The sequence below is a fragment of the Pigmentiphaga sp. GD03639 genome (genome assembly GCF_029845405.1).
GTDB classification, from domain to species: domain Bacteria; phylum Pseudomonadota; class Gammaproteobacteria; order Burkholderiales; family Burkholderiaceae_B; genus Pigmentiphaga; species Pigmentiphaga daeguensis.
In genome coordinates this window covers 116,458-134,522 of sequence record NZ_JAOCLR010000001.1, presented here as the reverse complement: position 1 = coordinate 134,522, position 18,065 = coordinate 116,458, and the positions used below count along the sequence as shown (strand labels likewise).

Sequence of the window (18,065 nt, the reverse complement as noted above, 5' to 3'; positions counted from 1 at the left end):
CGCCGGCCATGCCCGTCACGCCCGGCCTCAGGAGGCCCAGGACACCAGCGACAGCAGCAACAGCAGCGCCATCCAGAGCACCACCGCCCGCCACAGCAGCCCGACCGCCGCGTGAAGCGTGGCCGGGTCCGGCAGGCGCGCCGGCTCGTCGGGCGCCTCGGCGGCGGCGGTGAACTCGCTGGCCGCGGAGGCCGGCTGGACCGGCCCCACCAGATCGGGATCGACCGGCTCGACCGGCGGCTGCCACTTGCCCGACACCGGCGCCAGGCGTACGCCCAGCGCGCCCGCGGCGCTTTCCACCACCACTCCGCGCTGGGGGTCGTCCCAGCTGGAGGCGCGCTGGCGCCACCCGTACAAGGCATCCTCGAAATTGCCGACGATGGCGAAACCGACCGCGGTCATCCGGGCGGGAATCCAGTCCAGCAGGTGGAAGGCCCGGCGGGCCACTTCGCCAAAGGCATCGGTGCGATCGCCCCACTCCTGGCGGGCAATGCCCGCCAGCTTGTACAGCACGGCGCCGGACGGACCGGGCAGCAGCGCATACCAGAACAGGACCCCATAGACGTTCCGGTGCGAGGCCACCACGCCTTCCTCGATCGCGGTGCGGCAGATCTCCGGCACGGTCATGGTCTCGACGGACACGTTGCCGCCGGAAGCCCGCAGCCACTCCTGCAGGTGGCTGCGCGCCAGCGTGACGTCGCCACGGGCCAGCGCGAACTGGATCTCGGTGAAGTGGTGGCTGAACTGCCGGAACCCCAGCGTGAACCACAGGACGACGACATGGAACACCAACGAGAAAACGGGATGCACCGACCATGCCAGCGACCCGATCAGCCATATCGCCAGGGTGGGGACGACCACCACCAGCAGCCAGCCCAGCACGGCATAGCCACGGCTGCCGGCGTCCAGCGCATGGCCCGCCCAGCGGCAGGCGGCGCGGGCGGCTTCATGGACGGCGTTGGAACGCGGCAGGGGCCGGACTTGTTCGGCAAGAAAGGCAAGAAGGAGTGCGAAGAAGCTCATGAGCGCATTCTAGATTGCATAGCCATGGTTTTGCATCATCCCTCGCGTGCGCGAGGTGGACACGGGGATCATGCGCGCAGGAATTGATAGAGATTGCGCAGCATGCCCGCCGTTGCCCCCCAGATGAAGAACTGCTTCCACGGCATCGAGTAGTAAGAGCGCAAGCCGCCTGCCGGCAGCGTGGCGCTGTGCAGCCGATGATTGGCCGGGTCCATCAGAAAGCGCAGCGGCACCTCGAATACTTCGGCCACCTCGAAGGGATCGGGACGCGGCGTGAAATCCGGGCGCACCAGCCCCACCAGCGGCACCACGCGGAATCCCGTGCCGGTGAAGTAATCCGGCAACTGGCCGATGACCTCCACCAATCCGCGCGGCAACCCGGTCTCTTCCTCGGTCTCGCGCAGCGCGGCGTCGGTCACCGACGAATCGCTGGGTTCCACCCGTCCGCCAGGAAAACTGACCTGGCCGGCATGGTCATGAAGATGCGCGGTGCGCTGCGTCAGCATGACCTGGATGCCGTCGGGCCGCAGCATCATCGGAACCAGCACCGACGCCAGCCGCAGGGACCGGTCCGCGGCGCGGGCCGGATTGATGTCCTGCGCATCCGGCGTCCAGGCGGGCGGCGCGGCGAAACGGTCGCGCAGCGCCATCGGCGTCAGGCGCGTCTCGGGCACGGCGACCAGTCCGCCCGGGTTGGCGACCCAGGGCTGCGCGACCGGATCGAAGGCCGGGCGCTGCGGCAGACGCCGGGCAGGCGGAGCGAGGGAGTCGGGCTGGATTTCCTCCGGCGTATCGTCGATCTCGTCTGCCGGAGCGTCGCTATGTTGGTCGGTCGGAATGGATGATGACATGTGAAACGGAAATCCGGCGGAAACGCCGTCGTTATCGGCATGGCTAGAGCATACTCCCGAGGGGGCGCTTTTGCCTTGGGGCGGCCCGGCGGCAAAAAAAAGCGCCCCACACGGGGGCGCTCATCTTGCAGTACCGCGGGAATCAAGCCTTGGCAGCAGGCGCGTTGCGAACCAGCTTTTCCTTGATCCGGGCCGACTTGCCCGAACGGGAACGCAGGTAGTACAGCTTCGCGCGGCGCACGTCACCGCGACGCTTGACTTCGATCGACGCGATGGTCGGCGCGTACAGTTGGAACGTACGCTCGACGCCTTCACCCGACGAAATCTTGCGGACAATGAACGACGAGTTCAGGCCACGATTGCGCTTGGCGATGACCACGCCTTCGTATGCCTGGACGCGCTTGCGGTTGCCTTCAACCACGTTGACGTTGACCACCACGGTATCGCCGGGGGCGAATTCGGGAATGGTCTTGTTGGCCGTCAAGCGGGCCAGCTCTTCTTGCTCGAGGACTTGGATCAGGTCCATTTCTATCTCCAATGACCATCATACGTGGCGGTTCTGCTTTTGATGGCACCGCTACCAGAGGATGGGAACTCCCACCGGACTCATGCCCGGCAGGCTTGCTGCAACGCCGGCCGCCAGGGCGGTCAGCGCTTGTCTTCCCTTTGCAGGTCGGACAGAAACTTCTCGTCGTCGCGGCTCAACCACCCGCGCTCGCGTGCCGCCTCGATCAGGTCGGGGCGCTTCCTGCTCGTCGCTTCCAGCGACTGGCGGCGCCGCCAACGCTCGATGTTGGCATGATGCCCGGACAACAGCACGTCGGGCACCGGCTGGCCGTCATAGACTTCCGGCCGAGTATAGTGCGGACAGTCCAGCAAGCCGGACAACCGCTCGTTGAACGAATCCTGCACGGCGGATTCGTCGTCGTTCAGAACGCCGGGCAACAGCCTGACCGCGGCATCCATCATCGCCATCGCGGCGATTTCTCCGCCGGACAGCACGAAGTCCCCCAGCGACACTTCCTGCGTCACCCAGCGGTCGATGAACCGCTGGTCGATGCCTTCGTAGCGCCCGCACACCAGGATGGCCCCCGTTCCGCCGGCCAGTTCGCAAGCCTGGGCCTGGTCGAAACGACGCCCCTGCGGCGACAGCAACACCACCGGCGCCTCGGGCAAGCCGGCCTGCGCACGCTGGTCGCGCGCCGCGCACACGGCTTGCTCCAGAGGCTCGACCCGCATCACCATGCCGGGTCCGCCGCCATAGGGCCTGTCATCCACGGTGCGATGCACGTCCACCGTGAAGTCGCGCGGATTCCAGGCCTGCAACTGCCACCGGCCCTGCGCATGCGCCCGGCCGGTTACGCCCTGCTGGCTGATGGCCTCGAACATCGGGCCGAACAGCGTGATCACGTCGAACCGCAACATCTCGTCCATGGCCCGGGCCCAAGCCCTTTGTTCACGCCCGACGGGTCAGAAACCCTCGGGCCAATCGCTGTCTATGCGCCGGGCGTCGAGATCGACACCACGGATATACGCGTCGACGAAAGGCACCAGGGTCTCGCGCCGCCTGCCGCGCGCATCCAGCAGCGGCTGCGTCGGCTGGCCTGGAGCCACGGGTTCGACGCAGGCCACGTGCAGGATGGCATGCACCCCGTTGTCACTGACTTCCGTCACCGAGCCCAGGACGACCTCCCGGTCCGAGGCATCCTTGCCCGTCAATTCGCAGCCGATCAGGTCCACCCAATAGAACTCGCCTTCGGCAAGCCGGGGGAACTGGCTGCGCGGCACCAGCACCGTCCAACCCTTCCAGGCCAGGGCCTGGTCCCGGTCGGACACGCCGGGGAAGGTGGCCGTCACCACCGCGCCATGGCGCTTGGCGTCGGCCACTTCGACACGGCGCACTTCCGCGCCCTTGCGCAGCCACCATGTACGACTGCCCAACAAGGCCTCGGACTGGGCCGAATACGGCTGGACCTTCAGGCCGCCGCGCACGCCGAAGGCCTCCGCCACATGCCCGACCTCGACGAGATCGGCGGGCAGAGCGGGATCGCTAACGGACCCCGTGGACGCGGCGGACACCACGAAATCAGGCAGCCGGCGCGACCTTGGCGCCGTATTCCTTGACGAGACGGGCCACGGCCGGCGACAGCTGGGCGCCGTTCTTGGTCCAGTGCTCGACGCGGTCGAGCGCGATGCGCAGGCCTTCTTCACCCTCGGAAGCGACGGGGTTGTAGAAACCCACGCGCTCGATGAAGCGGCCATCGCGGCGATTGCGCGAATCGGCAGCAACGAGGTTGTAGAAGGGGCGCTTCTTCGAGCCGCCGCGGGACATACGAATCACCACCATAGGTAATTCCTTGGAAAAAGTTGACTAAGAAAAGCCCTAAAGTATAGCCCGGCCTGCTGGGCCTAGCAAGCAAGGATGCGGTAAAGTCCTTCAAAATCAAGGTCTTCTACGATGGATTCCCACCACATGTCCACATCTTCCGCCGACGATAAATCCCATATCCTTCCGCCGACCCGGAGTTTCCGCCACAAGACCGTGGCGGGACTGCTGGCCGCCGTGCTGGGCTGGGCCGGTGCGCATTGGTGGTACCTGGGCCGCCGGCACGGCTGGATCGTGCTGCTGTTCTCGCTGATCATGATAGGCACGGCGCTGCGCAGCGAAGCGTGGTATTTCCATCCCGCCTTCTTCCTGTTCCTCGTCCCGGCCGTCGCCGGCTTCATCGAAGCCATCGTCCTGTGCCTGACTCCCGACGCCAAGTTCGACGCCAAATACAACCCGGGACAGGCACGGCAGACGCGTACCGGCTGGGGGCCGGTATTGGTGGCCGGCATCACGCTGGCCGTGGGTACCGCCATCCTGATGCTGGGCATCGTGCTGCTGTTCCAGAGCCTGTTCGAGGGCATTCCCGCCTGAACGGGCCCTAGCCGAACAGCGGCATCTGGCCGGTGTCGGCGGGCGGTTCCTTGCCACGCGGCGAGCGGGGCGGCGGCCTGAACAGCCCTGTCTCCAGCTCGATGCGCCGGTCCGCCAGCCCGTGCCGGCGCGCGGCACGCCCGAAGCGCTGCGCGACCAGGTCGGCCCAGATGCCCTGGCCGCGCATGCGGCTGCCGAAGCGCGCGTCGTTGAGCTTGCCGCCGCGCAAGTCCTCCAGGCAGTGCAGCACGCGGGCCTTGCGGTCGGGAAAGTGCGCTTCGAGCCAGTCCGAGAACACGTCCTTGACCTCCCAGGGCAGGCGCAGCATGGTGTAGAAAGCCGCCCGCGCACCGGCTTCCTTGGCCGCTTCCAGCACATGCTCGATGTGGTCGTCGGTAATGAAGGGAATGACGGGCGCCAGCGACACGCCGACCGGCACGCCGGCACCGGCCAGCGTCCGCACGGCTTCCAGCCGCTTCCATGGCGCCGCCGCGCGCGGCTCCAGCGTCCGGGCCACGTGTCCGTCCAGCGTACCGATCGATACGTAGACGGCGACCAGCTTCAGTTCCGCCAGCCTGGCCAGCAGATCGACGTCGCGCGCAACCAGTCCCCCCTTGGTGACCAGTGACACGGGATGCCGGGTTTCCAGCAGCAGTTCCAGCAGCCCCCGGGTCAGTTTCCACTGGCGCTCGATGGGCTGGTAGGCGTCGGTGGCCGAGCCGATGTTGATGACGTCCACCCGGTAGCCCGGGCGGCCCAGTTCGGCCCGGAGCGCCTCGACCGCGTTGGCCTTGGCGACGAGCCGGGTTTCGAAGTCCAGGCCGGGCGACCATCCCAGGTAGGCATGCGTGGGCCGCGCGAAGCAATACACGCAGCCGTGCTCGCAGCCGCGATAGGGATTGATGGCGCGGTCGAAGGGGATGTCCGGAGAGTCGTTGCGGGACAGGATCTTGCGCGCGCGCTCGATGGCGACCTCGGTCCGCAGCGGGGGCGGCTCTTCTTCCGGAGCGGCCCAGCCGTCGTCCACGGCGTCGCGCCGGTCGCCCTCGAACCGGTGCCTGACGTTGAGCACGGCACCGCGCCCGCGCTGCGGGACGGGAGGCGCCTGGGGATAGCCGTCTTGCGGCGAGTCATCGTGTTCCACACGCAATACTGTATATCCATACAGTATTGCGCACAATTGGCCCCCTGGTCTTTCAGCAAAAAATATTTTCCATAAAAATATATAATTTCTATAATTAATTAGAAATTCTCGGGACACCCCATGGACCACACCCCGCTCTTCGCTCAACCTCCCCTGCCCTTTCCCGCCGCGCAGCGCTACGAAGACACGGTGCTGGAATGGGCCCGCGACCTGGATGCGGGCATCTTGCGCGCCCGTGACCTGGCCTATGGACCCGATCCGCAGCAACGCTACGACGTGTTCGCCGCCGCCGGCATGCGCGGCGCGCCGGTGCTGGTGTTCTGGCACGGCGGTGGCTGGACCAACGGCTACAAGGAGTATGTGCACTTCATGGCCGAGGCGGTGGTCCGGCGGGGACTGGTGTTCGTCGCGCCCACCTACCGGCTGGCGCCCCGGCACCGCCTGCCCGCCGCGTTCGACGACGCGGCCCTGCTGCTGGGCGAACTGCGGCGGACCGTGGGCCGGTGGGGAGGCGATGGCCGGAATCTCTACCTGTCGGGGCACTCGGCCGGCGGCGGCACCGCCGCGATGGCCGCCCTGCGCAAGCGGGCCCTGGAGCGAGCGGGCGTGCCGCCCGGCGACATCCGCGGCTGCCTGCCCATCAGCGGCGTCATGGACCTGCACCATCCCTGCCCCGAACCCGACAGCCTGGAGGAGCGGGTGTATACCACCCTGCTGGAACAGCCGTGCGAGGACGCGCTCATGAGCGCCATCAGCTGGACCGCCGGCAATCTCGTGCCGATGATGGCCAGTTATGGGGAGCGGGACAGCGCACGCGTGATCGGCGCCAATACGCGCATGTACGAACTGCTGAAGCACCAGCCGGCCGACGCCGGGCTGCACGCCTGGGAAGGCCTCGATCACTTCGACACACATCTGATGCTGGCCGACCCTGGCCATGCCTGGTATGGACACCTGGAGGCCCTGGTGGCGCGGACCAGCCGCTAGGATCGTTCACGCCAAAAGGCGCCTCGCGCAGGCCCCAGGCTACTCGGCGAAGCGCTCGCCCAGCACCTGCGCCGTACGCATCAGATGGCTGCGCAGCAGCTCGCAGGCCAGGCCGGCGTTGCGGGCCAGGGCCGCTTCCATCAATTGCGCGTGTTCACTCATCACGTCGTCCTCGAGCTGTTGCGCCGAGGATGTGTAGGCCAGCCGGATCCGGCGATAACGCTCGGAATGATCGATCAATTGCTCGTCGATGCGCATCAGCCACCTCGACCGCGCCGCGGCCAGCAGCGCGGCGTGGAACCCGCGATGGGCAGCTTCCCACAGTTCCACCGCCACGAGATCGTTGGGATCCTGGGGCAGGCGCGCCCGCGTCAGCTTGTAGTAGGCGGCCGTGATGCCGGCCCCCCAGTCGTCGTCGCCGTGTTCGATCGCATCCTGAAGCAGCAGCGTCTCGATCGAGGTGCGCGCGTGCATCAGGTCGATCATGTCGTCCCTGGACAAGGGCGATACGCTGAAGCCGCGCTGGCCGTCATTGCTGACCAGGCCTTCGCCGGACAACTGCATGAGGGCTTCGCGTATGGGGCTGATGCCCAGCTCGTAGCGCTGCTGCAAGGCCTGCAGTCTGAGCTTCTGGCCGGGAGCCAGCGCGCCGGCGATCACGTCGGCGCGCAGGTGCTGGTACGCCCGCTCGGACATGGTTTCCGAAGCCGCCTTGGGGGCGGGCGTTTCCGCTGATCGCATGAGGGTAGCGCTCCGACGTCGGTTGAATATATACAAAATGCGTTATTCATAAATTTTAGCCGATGAGCTTGTTTCATTGGTGGCTCATCCAATGCCAGGGTTTATCCTTAAATTCATACGAGAAAAAATAATTTATATTTTTTTAACTTAATATATTTTACTAACTTAGTATAAATTTCCGCGGAACCTACAGGGAAAGCCATGACCGATCTCGCAAGACGCACCACGCTCGCCGCCTTCGCCGCGGCGGTTTCCCTGGCGGCGCTGTCCGCCCCCGCCGCGGCGGCCGGCTATCCCGACAAGCCGGTGAAAATCATCGTCGCCTACCCCGCGGGCGGCGACACCGACGTGCTGGCCCGCTGGATAGGCGAAAAGCTCAGCGCCAGATGGGGCCACCCCGTCGTGGTCGAGAACCGCAGCGGCGCGGCCGGCTCGATAGGCAGCGCCTACGTCGCCCGGTCCGCCGCCGACGGCTACACGCTGCTGCTGGCGCCCAACACGCTGGCCATCGTGCCCCATGTCCTCAAGCCCGGTACCGGCGCCGACTACAGCGTCCAGGCCGACTTCACGCCCATCGCCGAGATCGGCACGCAGTCGCTGTTCCTGGCGAGTTCCCAGCAATCCGGCGTGAAGTCGGTCAAGGACGTGGTGGCGGGAGTGAAGGCGGGCACGCTGCAAAGCTATGCCAGCCCCGGCGCGGGGTCGCCCATGCACATACTGGCCGAGCTGTTCGACAAGGCGGCGGGTACCCGGATCAACCAGATCCCGTATCGCGGCAGCGCTCCGGCCATCGTCGACCTGGTGGGCGGACAGGTTCCGCTGATGTACACCACCCTCGGCCCCATTACCTCGTATGTCGCCAACGGCAAGCTGCACCTGCTGGCCGTGGCGGACCCGCAGCGCTCGCCCTTCGCGCCCGACGTCCCCACCTTCGCCGAACTGGGCTACAAGAACGTCGAGGTCGGCGCCTGGCAGGCCCTGCTGGGGCCGCGGGGGCTGCCGGCCGAGGTCGTGCAGAAGCTGAACGCGGCGGTGAACGAGATCATCAAGATGCCGGACATCGTTTCCCGGGCGGCGGTGATGGGGCTCACGCCCACGGGCGGCACGCCCGATGCGCTGGCCCGGCGCATCGCCGCCGACGACACGCGCTACGCCCGCATCATCAAGGAATTCGGCATCCAGGCCAACTGAGCGATGAAGGAACAGAACATGCACGACGCACCTCCCGCCGGCAAGGAAATCGCCTACGTCACCGGCGGCGCCTCGGGCATCGGCTACACCGGGTCCAGGCGGCGGCAGGAGAACTGTCGGCGCTCGGGCTGGACGCGCAAGGCTACGTGGCCGACGTGCGCGACCGCGAGGCCTTGGCCGGCATCATGGACGGCGAAGGCCGGGTCGACGTGGTCGTCTGCGCGGCGGGCGTCTACACCCCCCGCCAGTTCGACGAAATCTCCGACGAGGACTTCCGACGCACCGTCGATGTCAACCTGCTGGGCGTGTTCGTGCCCGCGCAGGAAGGCGCGCGCCGCATGCGGCCCGGCGGCCGCATCGTGACGGTGTCGTCGCGGGGCGCGCTGGGCGGCTACGGCTTCGCCGACTACGTCGCATCCAAGGCCGGGGTGATCGGCCTGACCCGGGCCATGGCGCTGGAACTGCGTCCGCGCCGCATCGCGGTCAACTCGATCGCGCCCGGTTTCACCGATACCCCGATGACCCGCACCATGCCGCCCGACCAGTACGCGAAGGCCGTCGCGCTGGAGCCCGGCGGGGCACCGGCGACGCCGGACGACATCGCCGTCGCCATCGAGTTCTTCGCCTCGCCCGCGACGAAGTTCATCACCGGTCAGACCCTGTTCGTGGACGGCGGCAAATCGCTGGGTGGCCTGGGCATCTGATATCCGGGCCGGCGGTTTACACTTCCCGCCATGAGTTCCCTATTGCTGACGCCGGAACAGCGGCAGATCGTCTCTCAAGCCGGCCAGTTCCTGCTGATCGACGCCGTGGCCGGCTCGGGCAAGACCACGACCCTGGCCCAATGCGTGGCCCATCGCGAGCGCCAGGGCACGCCGGCCGACGGCATCCTGGCGCTGGTGTTCACCGAGGCCGCCCGGCAGGTCTTTCTCCAGCGCCTGGCGCAGGCCGGTGCGTCGCGCTCGATCCGGGTCGCCACCTATGCGGAGTTCGCGCGGGGGCTGCTGGCCGATTGGCAGGCGCAAGGCCTGATCGACGGCGCCGAGGATTACCTTCCCGATGCCGAAGCCATGCGGCCCTGCGTATTCGAGGCCATCGAGGAAGCGGCGGCCGACCCGCAGGCGGACCGGGAATACGGCTATGACCTGAACAACCTGCACGCCGAGGTCATCATCAACCAGTTGTCCCGGCTCAAGGGCACGCTGGCCTTTGCCCGCTTCGCGGACGCATCGGACGCGGAACTGGCCGAAGAACTCGACCTGCCGCGCGGACTGCTGTCCATCTGCCGCACCTACGAACGGCTGCGCCGGATCGACGCCGGTCATTTCGCCTTCCAGAGCGAACACGATCTCGTCACCGACGTGCTGGCCATTGCCGACGAGTTGGGCGAGATCGTGTCCCTGCCCTGCCCCGCGCTGGTCGTGGCGGACGAATGGCACGACGCCAACGCGGCCCAGATCAGCCTGCTGCGCAAGCTGACCGGCCCTCGCACCCGCATCATCGCCGCCGGAGACAAGGAGCAGGTCGTCCATTCGTGGAACGGCGCCGACCCCCGCTACATGGGCGAGGCCTTCGAGCATCTCTTTCCCGGCACGCGGCGCCTGCCGCTGACCAGCTCGTTCCGCTGCGGCCCGACGCTGGGCGCCTGCGCGCAGGCCCTGACGGCCCAGGTCTTCCAGTCCGGACGATCCGAAGACACCGAAGTCGACATCGTGCGCTACGGCACGGGACCGGAAGACGATTGCTGCAGCCGGGTGGCGGATGCGCTCGCTGCCCTGCTCGAATCGGGCGCCGCGCGCAGCCTGGGCGATTGCGCCGTGGTGCTGCGCGACGCGCACCAGAGCATTGCCCTGGAGAACGCGCTGATCGCGCGTGACCTGCCCTATGCCACGGACGGCTGCCAAAGCTATTTCGATCGCATCGAGATCCTGATGCTGCGCGGCATCCTGCACATCGCGCGGCTGTCGATGGCGCCGGTGCGCGACCGTGGTGAAGTCAAGGCCATCCTGCGTGCGCTGGGCCTGTTCGCCGGCCTGGACTACACGGAAAGCGAATGGGCGGATGCCGAGCGCACCATCGCCACCGACCCCGAGACCATCCGCTATTTCTACAGCGGCCGGCTCAGCCGTACCGCGGACGCGCAGGAAACGGTGGATCCCGCCACTCGCCGCTGGCGCGCCCGTTTCGCCGAAGTCTGCGACCATCTCATCGCCCGGGCGCCCTCGCTGTCGGCCGGCGAATTGCTGACCCACGCGGCGGCGGAACTGCAACTGGCCGACGTCACGCGCCGCCTGTTCGTGCACAGGCTGGACGCCCAGGCCGTCGCCCGCTCCATCGACGGCTTCATTTCCTATGCAGACGCCACGGGGCTGGATGCCACCGGCCTGCTGGAGCACTTGCACCAGGCCCAGCGCCGCAGCGGCGCGCTCAAGAAGAACCGGCAGCCGCTGGTCCTGACCACCGCCCGCGCCGCCAAGGGCAAGGAATGGCGCTTCGTGCACATGCCCTTCATCGCCGACGGCGAGTTCCCGCAGGCGCACGCCGACCCGGCCGAGGAACGCCGGCTGTTCTACGTCGCCATGACGCGGACCAGCGAAAAGCTGTTCCTGTACACCCCGCAAGGCCACGACAGTCATTTCATACGCGCGCTCGACCTGCCCGCGGCCCGCGCGGCCGCGCGCACCCGGCCTGCCGCTGCCGCCGCACCGGCCACGCCGCCCCGCGTCTACCTGGACGTTCCTTACGGAGAAAAGGATGCGGCCAAGCAACTGGGCGCGCAGTGGGACAACGTGCAGCGGAAATGGTGGATCTCGCCGGCCATGCCTCGCCGGCTCTTCGCCAAATGGCTGAGCGCCGACGACGGCCAGGGCCGGCCGTGAAACCCTGTTCCGATTCGGGCATCGTCGTCCGCGGCCTGATGCTGCTGGCGGCGCTGCTCTGCCTGGCCCTGGGCATCGTCGGCATCTTCGTGCCGGGCCTGCCGACCACGGTCTTCGTCCTGCTGGCGGCCTGGTTCGCGGCCCGTGGATCGCCCCGCCTGCTGGCCTGGCTGGAACGCCACCCGGTCTTCGGCGCCATGATCCGCAACTGGCGCACGGACCGCTCCGTCAGCCGCCGGGCCAAATGGAGCGCCACCATCACCATGGCCCTGTGCGCCGCCATCCTCTTCATCGCCCCCGTGCCGCGCTGGGCCGCCGGACTGTCCACCGCCATCATGCTGACGGTGGCCATATGGCTATGGATGAGACCCGAGCCACACTGCTAGGGAACCCACCCCCTACGCCCTTCGGGCGCCCCCTCAAGGGGGCGGCGCTGGCGGACCGGCAGAGCCGGATCCGCGGCGCCCTGGGATACCAATCAGTGCGCGGAGAGAGATGTCAGCCGGATCAAGCCGGCCGCGGCCGTCTGGTGCGTGGCTTCGTCGATCAGGATGAATGCCCCGGTGGCCGCGATGTCGTCGTAGGCGTCCAGCGCCAGCGCATCGCGGGTGGCGATTTCCACGCGGCCGATGTCGTTCATCGCGAACGGCGTGTCGGCCGCCGGGACCTCGCCAAGCTCGTGGATGTCGCGCCGCGCCAGCACCGACTTGATCTTGGCCGAGGTCAGGCGCGTACCGTGCTTGAGCAGGTATTTGCGCGCGGGATTCAGGGCCTGGGTATCCAGCCAGCAGATCTCGGCCTGGAACTGCCGCGCCACGGCCGCCGGCGCCGACGCATGCACCAGCACATCGCCACGCGACACGTCCACGTCCTCGTCCAGCACGACGGTGACGGAATCGCCGGCGACGGCGGCCTCCACCTCCCCGCCGTGGACGACCAGCGACTTCACCGTCGCCGCCACGCCCGAGGGCTGGACCAGCACGCGGTCGCCCACGGCCAGCGTGCCGCTGGCGACCTGTCCCATGTAGCCACGGAAATCGTCGGCCCGGTCGCCGCCATGGCGCGCGACCAGTTGCACCGGGAAGCGCAGGGCCTTGCCGGAAGCGTCCGTGCGCACATCCAGCGCCTCGAGCAGTTCGAGCAGCGCCGGCCCCTGGTACCAGGGCGTACGTCCGGACTTGCCGACGACGTTGTCGCCGGTCAGGGCCGACAGCGGCAGGACGTGGAAGCCGGCGATGCCCAGCTTCGCGGCCAGCGCCGCATAGGCCTCGCGGATGCGCTCGAACACCTCGCGGCTCCACTCGACCAGGTCCATCTTGTTGACCGCCACCACGATGTGGCGGATGCCCAGCAAGTGCGCCAGGGTACTGTGGCGCTTGGTCTGCGTCAGCAGTTGGCCATCCGCCGCCCGGGTCGCGTCGATCAGGATGATCGCGACGTCTGCCGTGGATGCGCCGGTCACCATGTTGCGCGTGTACTGCTCGTGCCCGGGGGCGTCGGCGATGATGAACTTGCGCACCGGCGTCGAGAAATAGCGGTACGCCACGTCGATCGTGATGCCCTGCTCGCGCTCGGCTTCCAGGCCGTCGGTCAGCAGCGACAGGTCGATGGTGTCGCCCACCGTGCGCTTGTACTTGGCGCGCGAGATCGCGTCGAGCTGGTCGGCGAAGATGCCCTTGCTGTCGTACAGCAGCCGGCCGATCAGCGTCGACTTCCCATCGTCCACCGAACCGGCGGTGATCAGGCGCAGCACGCCCTTGTCGGCGGCGGAAAAGAATGCGGAATCGGTCATGGCGTTCATCAGAAATATCCTTCCTTCTTGCGGCGCTCCATCGAGGCTTCCGAGGTCTGGTCGTCCATGCGGGTGGCGCCGCGCTCGGTGATGTCCGTCACCGCCGTCTCGGCGATGATGGCCAGCGGATCCGCGGCCTCGGAGGCCACCGGGCAGGTGCACGAAATGTCGCCCACCGTACGAAAACGCACCGTCAGGTTCTCGACCGATTCGCCCTCTTGTGGCGGCGTGAGCGGCGTCACCGGCACCAGCAGGCCCTTGCGCCGCACCACGTCCCGCTGGTGCGCGTAGTAGATCGACGGCAGCGCGAGGTTCTCGCGCGCGATGTACTGCCACACGTCCAGCTCGGTCCAGTTCGAAATGGGAAACACGCGCATGTTCTCGCCGGCGTGGACCCGCGTGTTGTACAGGTTCCAGACCTCGGGGCGCTGGGCCTTGGGATTCCATTGGCCGAACTCGTCGCGGAACGAGAAGATGCGTTCCTTGGCGCGCGCCTTTTCCTCGTCCCGGCGGGCGCCGCCTATGCAGGCGTCGAAGCCGAATTCCTCGATCGCCTCCAGCAGCGTGACGGCCTGCGCGGCGTTGCGCGAATCGGTCTCCTTGCGCAGCACGACCGAACCGCGCGCGATGGAATCCTCGACGCTGCGCACGATCAGTTGCTCGCCCAGCTCGGCGGCGCGGGCATCGCGAAAGGCGATGACCTCGTCGAAGTTGTGGCCGGTATCGATGTGCATCAGCGGGAACGGGAACTTGCCGGGCCGGAAGGCCTTCTCCGCCAGCCTGAGCAGCACGCATGAATCCTTGCCGCCGGAAAACAGCAGCACGGGCCGGGCGCACTCGGCCGCGACTTCGCGCATGATGAAGATGGCTTCGGATTCCAGCCAGTCGAGATGGCTGCGCGTGGTGTTCAGGATAGCGGGCATGATTCAGCCTGATTGCTTGGTTGTGACGACGGAGACCGGGATGGCCGACAGGTTGCCGGCGTGCAGTCCGCACTCCTTGGAGTCGGACGATTCCCACCACCAGCGACCCGCGCGCAGGTCCTCGCCGGGCCGGATGGCGCGGGTACAGGGTTCGCAGCCGATCGAGGGATAACCCCGGTCGTGCAGCGGGTTGTAGGGAATGTCCAGCGCGCGGATGGCGGCCCAGACTTCCTCCTGGGTCCACAGCGCGAGCGGGTTGTACTTGTGCAGCCCGAACACGGGATCGGGTTCGTCCAGCGGCAGTTCACCGCGGGTCACCGCCTGTTCGCGCCGCTGCCCCGTGATCCAGGCGCTGCGGCCCGCCAGCACGCGCCGCAGCGGCTCGACCTTGCGGATCTCGCAGCAGGCCTTGCGCAGCTCGACGCTTTCGTAGAAGGCGTTCAGGCCATGGGTGGAAACGTAGCGCTCGACGGCGGCCGGATCGGGCCGCACGACACCGATGCCGCGGCCGTAGCGCCCCGCGATGCGGTCGACCATCGCGACGGTCTCGGCGTTGAGCCTGCCGGTGTCCAGCGTGAAGATCTCGATGGCCAACCCGCCATCCAGGATGGCATGGGTCAACAGCATGTCCTCGGCGGCCAGCGACGAGGCCAGCGCCACGTCGGCATGCGCGCGGGCGATGCCGCCCAGCCGGTCGACCAGTTCGGACCAGCGTTGCGACGGGAAGGAAGAAGTGGTCACGGCGGCCATGGCTCAGGTAAGAAAGACTTGCGCGTTGCGCGGCTTGACGACCAGCGCCTCGCCGCCCTTCAGGTCGAGCTGGCGGAAGACCTCGGCGGGCAGTTCCACCTCGACCGGCTGGTCCGACCCCTGGCGGGTGAGTTCCAGGTAGGCGCTGGGCCCCGACAGGTAGGCGCGGTTGAACGTGGTGACCAGGCCGATGTCGCCATCGCTGTAGCGCTGCACGTCGAATTCGTGCGGCCGGATGTAGGCCGTGGCCTTGGCATGCTGGGCGTCGGCCAGGTCCGGCGTGGGAATGGTCAGCCCGTCCGCGTGCAGCACGCCGGCATGGGCCTGCCCGTGGAACTGGTTGACGTCCCCCAGGAAACCATAGACGAAAGGCGTGGCGGGCCGTTCCCAGACCTCGGTGGGCGTGCCCACCTGCTCGATGCGGCCCGCGTTCATCAGGACCACCCGGTCGGCCACCTCCAGCGCCTCTTCCTGGTCGTGGGTGACGAACACGCTGGCCACGTGCAGTTCATCGTGCAGGCGTCGCAGCCAGCGGCGCAGTTCCTTGCGCACCTTGGCGTCCAGCGCGCCGAACGGCTCGTCCAGCAGCAGCACCCGCGGCTCGACGGCCAGCGCCCGCGCCAGCGCGATACGCTGGCGCTGCCCGCCCGACAGCTGCGAGGGATAGCGGTCGGCCAGCCAGTCCAGCTGGACCAGGTTCAGCAACTGGTGGACCTTGTCCTTGATCTGCGCCTCGGACGGGCGTTGCCCGCGCGGCTTGACGCGCAGGCCGAAGGCGACGTTCTCGAACACGGTCATGTGGCGGAACAGCGCGTAGTGCTGGAACACGAAGCCGACCTGGCGTTCGCGCACGTGCACGTCGGTGGCGTCTTCACCCGAGAAATAGACGCTGCCCTCGTCGGGCGTCTCGAGCCCGGCGATGATGCGCAGCAGGGTCGTCTTGCCGCAGCCCGACGGCCCGAGCAGCGCGACCAGCTCGCCCGACTCGATGTGCAGGGACACATCCTTGAGGGCATGGAAGTTTCCGAAACGCTTGGAGAGATGACGAACTTCGATACTCATGTCTTTTACCTTCCCGGGACGGTCAGCCGGCCACCTTCAGTTGCAACGGCGCGGCGCCTGGAAATTCGGAGGGGAGCGCCTGGTCCTTGAGTTGCCGGCCGCCGCGCCACTCGACCACGCTCTTGAGGACCAGCGTGACCAGGGCCAGCAGCGCGAGCACCGAGGCAACCGCGAACGAGGCTTGATAGGCATATTCGTTGTAGAGGATTTCCACGTGCAACGGAATGGTGTTGGTCAGGCCGCGGACATGGCCCGACACCACCGATACCGCGCCGAATTCTCCCATGGCCCGGGCGTTACACAGAATCACCCCGTACAAGAGGCCCCATTTGATGTTGGGCAGCGTCACGCGGCGGAACATCTGCCAGCCGGAGGCGCCCAGGGTAAGCGCCGCCTGTTCTTCCTCGCTGCCCTGGGCCTGCATGAGCGGAATCAGCTCGCGGGCGACGAACGGGAAAGTCACGAACAGCGTGGCCAGCACCACGCCGGGAACGGCGTAGACCACCTTCAGGTCGTAGGCCTTGAGCAGCGGTCCCAGCCAGCCGTGCGAGCCGAACAGCAGCACATAGATCAATCCCGCGACCACCGGCGAGACCGAGAACGGCAGGTCGATCAGCGTGACCAGCGCCTGCTTGCCGCGGAACTGGAACTTGGTGATGGCCCAGGCCGCCGCCACGCCCAGCGCCAGGTTCAGCGGCACGGCGATGGCCGCCACCAGCAGCGTCAGCCGGATCGCGGCCAGCGCGTCGGGCTCGACCAGGGCTTGCGCATACAGCTCCCAGCCCTTCTTCAGCGCCTCGGAGAACACCACCGCCAGCGGCAGCAGCAGGAACAGCGCGAGAAAGCCCAGCGACACCACGAGCAGCAGGCGCCGCACCCAGGCGGGTTCATCGAGGTGGACGGGCCGGATGGAGTTGCTCATAGGTTCTTCCCCAGGCCGCGCCGCGCCTGCCACCATTGCAGCAGGTTGATGAACAGCAGCAGCACGAAGGACAGCAGCAACATGACCAGGGCGATCGAGGCCGCGCCGGCATAGTCGTACTGTTCGAGCTTGGTGATGATGAGCAGCGGCGTGATCTCGGACACCATGGGCATGTTGCCGGCGATGAAGACCACCGAGCCGTACTCGCCCACGGCCCGCGCGAAGGCCAGCGCGAAGCCGGTCAGCAAGGCCGGCAGGATCGTGGGCAGGAGGACCTTCAGGAAGGTCTGCAGGCGGCTGGCGCCCAGGCTGGCCGCGGCCTCCTCCAGTTCGCGCTCGGCGTCCTCCAGCACCGGCTGCACCGTCCGGACCACGAACGGCAGACCGATGAAGATCAGCGCCACGACCACGCCCAGCGGCGTATAGGCCACCTTGATGCCCAGCGGCTCCAGCCAGCGGCCCATCCATCCGTTCGAGGCATACAGCGCGGTCAGGGCGATGCCCGCCACCGCGGTCGGCAGCGCGAACGGCAGGTCCACCAGCGCGTCGACGATCTTCTTGCCCGGGAACTCGTAGCGCACCAGCGTCCAGGCCACGGCCAGCCCGGCCACCAGGTTGACCAGCGCCGCCAGCAGCGCGGCGCCGAAAGTCAGCCGGTACGATGCCAGCACGCGGGGCGCGGTCACCGCCGTCCAGAACGTCTCCCAGTCCAGGGTCGCGCTCTTGAAGAACAGCGTGGACAGCGGGATCAGCACGATCAGGCTCAGGTAGAACACGGTGAAGCCCATGCTCAGCCCGAACCCGGGCAGCACGCCGAAGCGCCGCGCCCGCCCGGGCCTGGCCAGCGGCGGGTGCAGGATGCCGAGAGTGGAAATGGAGG

20 protein-coding genes are annotated in these 18,065 nt (G+C 67.6%); 6 read left to right on the top strand and 14 right to left on the bottom strand.

From position 1 onward, the window contains the following. Positions 1-27: 27 nt before the first annotated feature. The 6 genes from N5K27_RS00655 to rpsP all read right to left on the bottom strand — a co-directional run bounded on the left by N5K27_RS00655 (position 28) and on the right by rpsP (position 4,221). Entirely contained in the window at positions 28-1,023 is a 996-nt protein-coding gene (locus N5K27_RS00655; protein WP_087841002.1) for a CobD/CbiB family protein, read from the bottom strand. Positions 1,024-1,091: 68 nt separating this feature from the next. Beyond that, positions 1,092-1,874: a CoA pyrophosphatase gene (locus tag N5K27_RS00650; RefSeq protein WP_279813723.1), complete on the bottom strand. Its 783-nt coding sequence runs from the start codon at positions 1,872-1,874 to the stop codon at positions 1,092-1,094. Between the two features lie 142 nt (positions 1,875-2,016). Then, positions 2,017-2,400 (bottom strand): 50S ribosomal protein L19, encoded by a 384-nt coding sequence (rplS, locus tag N5K27_RS00645; protein ID WP_087841000.1) that lies wholly within the window; start codon positions 2,398-2,400, stop codon positions 2,017-2,019. Between the two features lie 122 nt (positions 2,401-2,522). Then, entirely contained in the window at positions 2,523-3,296 is a 774-nt protein-coding gene (trmD, locus tag N5K27_RS00640) for a tRNA (guanosine(37)-N1)-methyltransferase TrmD (RefSeq protein ID WP_087841053.1), read from the bottom strand. Between the two features lie 48 nt (positions 3,297-3,344). Beyond that, positions 3,345-3,953: a ribosome maturation factor RimM gene (gene rimM, locus N5K27_RS00635; protein ID WP_087841052.1), complete on the bottom strand. Its 609-nt coding sequence runs from the start codon at positions 3,951-3,953 to the stop codon at positions 3,345-3,347. Positions 3,954-3,960: 7 nt separating this feature from the next. Next, positions 3,961-4,221 carry a 30S ribosomal protein S16 gene (gene rpsP, locus N5K27_RS00630; RefSeq protein WP_087840999.1) on the bottom strand — a complete coding sequence of 87 codons (261 nt, stop codon included), beginning with the start codon at positions 4,219-4,221 and terminating at the stop codon, positions 3,961-3,963. A 126-nt stretch (positions 4,222-4,347) separates the two neighbouring features. Here rpsP and N5K27_RS00625 point away from each other — a divergent pair, with 126 nt between their 5' ends. Next, entirely contained in the window at positions 4,348-4,794 is a 447-nt protein-coding gene (locus N5K27_RS00625; RefSeq protein ID WP_243724625.1) for an NINE protein, read from the top strand. A gap of 7 nt (positions 4,795-4,801) precedes the next feature. Here N5K27_RS00625 and N5K27_RS00620 read toward each other — a convergent pair whose 3' ends face one another. After that, complete coding sequence (locus N5K27_RS00620; RefSeq protein WP_243724624.1) at positions 4,802-5,938, bottom strand: PA0069 family radical SAM protein; 1,137 nt, start codon at positions 5,936-5,938, stop codon at positions 4,802-4,804. Between the two features lie 120 nt (positions 5,939-6,058). Between N5K27_RS00620 and N5K27_RS00615 the strand changes: the two genes are divergently transcribed. Next, complete coding sequence (locus tag N5K27_RS00615) at positions 6,059-6,925, top strand: alpha/beta hydrolase (protein WP_279813707.1); 867 nt, start codon at positions 6,059-6,061, stop codon at positions 6,923-6,925. A gap of 39 nt (positions 6,926-6,964) precedes the next feature. Here the strand turns inward: N5K27_RS00615 and N5K27_RS00610 are convergent, their stop codons facing one another. Continuing rightward, positions 6,965-7,666: a GntR family transcriptional regulator gene (locus N5K27_RS00610; protein WP_087840996.1), complete on the bottom strand. Its 702-nt coding sequence runs from the start codon at positions 7,664-7,666 to the stop codon at positions 6,965-6,967. A 201-nt stretch (positions 7,667-7,867) separates the two neighbouring features. On the opposite strand from N5K27_RS00610, the gene N5K27_RS00605 reads away from it, so the two are divergent. Genes N5K27_RS00605 through N5K27_RS00590 form a run of 4 tightly spaced genes read left to right on the top strand, consistent with a single transcriptional unit; the run spans position 7,868 to position 12,122 of the window. Then, positions 7,868-8,857 (top strand): tripartite tricarboxylate transporter substrate binding protein, encoded by a 990-nt coding sequence (locus N5K27_RS00605; RefSeq protein ID WP_279813701.1) that lies wholly within the window; start codon positions 7,868-7,870, stop codon positions 8,855-8,857. Next, the gene (locus tag N5K27_RS00600; protein ID WP_279814216.1) at positions 8,836-9,561 is read left to right on the top strand and encodes an SDR family NAD(P)-dependent oxidoreductase; all 726 of its coding nucleotides are present in this window, start codon (positions 8,836-8,838) and stop codon (positions 9,559-9,561) included. The genes N5K27_RS00605 and N5K27_RS00600 overlap by 22 nt, the downstream gene beginning before the upstream one ends. 30 nt (positions 9,562-9,591) lie before the next feature. Then, complete coding sequence (locus N5K27_RS00595) at positions 9,592-11,736, top strand: ATP-dependent helicase (RefSeq protein ID WP_087840994.1); 2,145 nt, start codon at positions 9,592-9,594, stop codon at positions 11,734-11,736. After that, on the top strand, positions 11,733-12,122 hold the full coding sequence (locus N5K27_RS00590; RefSeq protein ID WP_347944139.1) for a YbaN family protein: 390 nt from the start codon (positions 11,733-11,735) through the stop codon (positions 12,120-12,122). Before N5K27_RS00595 ends, N5K27_RS00590 begins: the two co-directional genes overlap by 4 nt. A gap of 92 nt (positions 12,123-12,214) precedes the next feature. Here N5K27_RS00590 and N5K27_RS00585 read toward each other — a convergent pair whose 3' ends face one another. Genes N5K27_RS00585 through cysT form a run of 6 tightly spaced genes read right to left on the bottom strand, consistent with a single transcriptional unit; the run spans position 12,215 to position 18,045 of the window. After that, positions 12,215-13,537, bottom strand: coding sequence for a GTP-binding protein (locus tag N5K27_RS00585; RefSeq protein ID WP_087840992.1), 1,323 nt, complete (start codon positions 13,535-13,537; stop codon positions 12,215-12,217). Continuing rightward, complete coding sequence (gene cysD, locus N5K27_RS00580) at positions 13,537-14,451, bottom strand: sulfate adenylyltransferase subunit CysD (protein ID WP_087840991.1); 915 nt, start codon at positions 14,449-14,451, stop codon at positions 13,537-13,539. Before cysD ends, N5K27_RS00585 begins: the two co-directional genes overlap by 1 nt. 3 nt (positions 14,452-14,454) lie before the next feature. Beyond that, on the bottom strand, positions 14,455-15,192 hold the full coding sequence (locus N5K27_RS00575; protein WP_243724623.1) for a phosphoadenylyl-sulfate reductase: 738 nt from the start codon (positions 15,190-15,192) through the stop codon (positions 14,455-14,457). Between the two features lie 12 nt (positions 15,193-15,204). Then, a complete protein-coding gene (locus tag N5K27_RS00570; RefSeq protein WP_087840989.1) occupies positions 15,205-16,263 on the bottom strand; it encodes a sulfate ABC transporter ATP-binding protein in 1,059 nt (352 codons plus the stop codon). Between the two features lie 22 nt (positions 16,264-16,285). Then, on the bottom strand, positions 16,286-17,185 hold the full coding sequence (cysW, locus tag N5K27_RS00565) for a sulfate ABC transporter permease subunit CysW (protein ID WP_279813691.1): 900 nt from the start codon (positions 17,183-17,185) through the stop codon (positions 16,286-16,288). Continuing rightward, entirely contained in the window at positions 17,182-18,045 is an 864-nt protein-coding gene (gene cysT / locus N5K27_RS00560; RefSeq protein ID WP_243724632.1) for a sulfate ABC transporter permease subunit CysT, read from the bottom strand. Before cysT ends, cysW begins: the two co-directional genes overlap by 4 nt. Positions 18,046-18,065 lie beyond the last annotated feature (20 nt).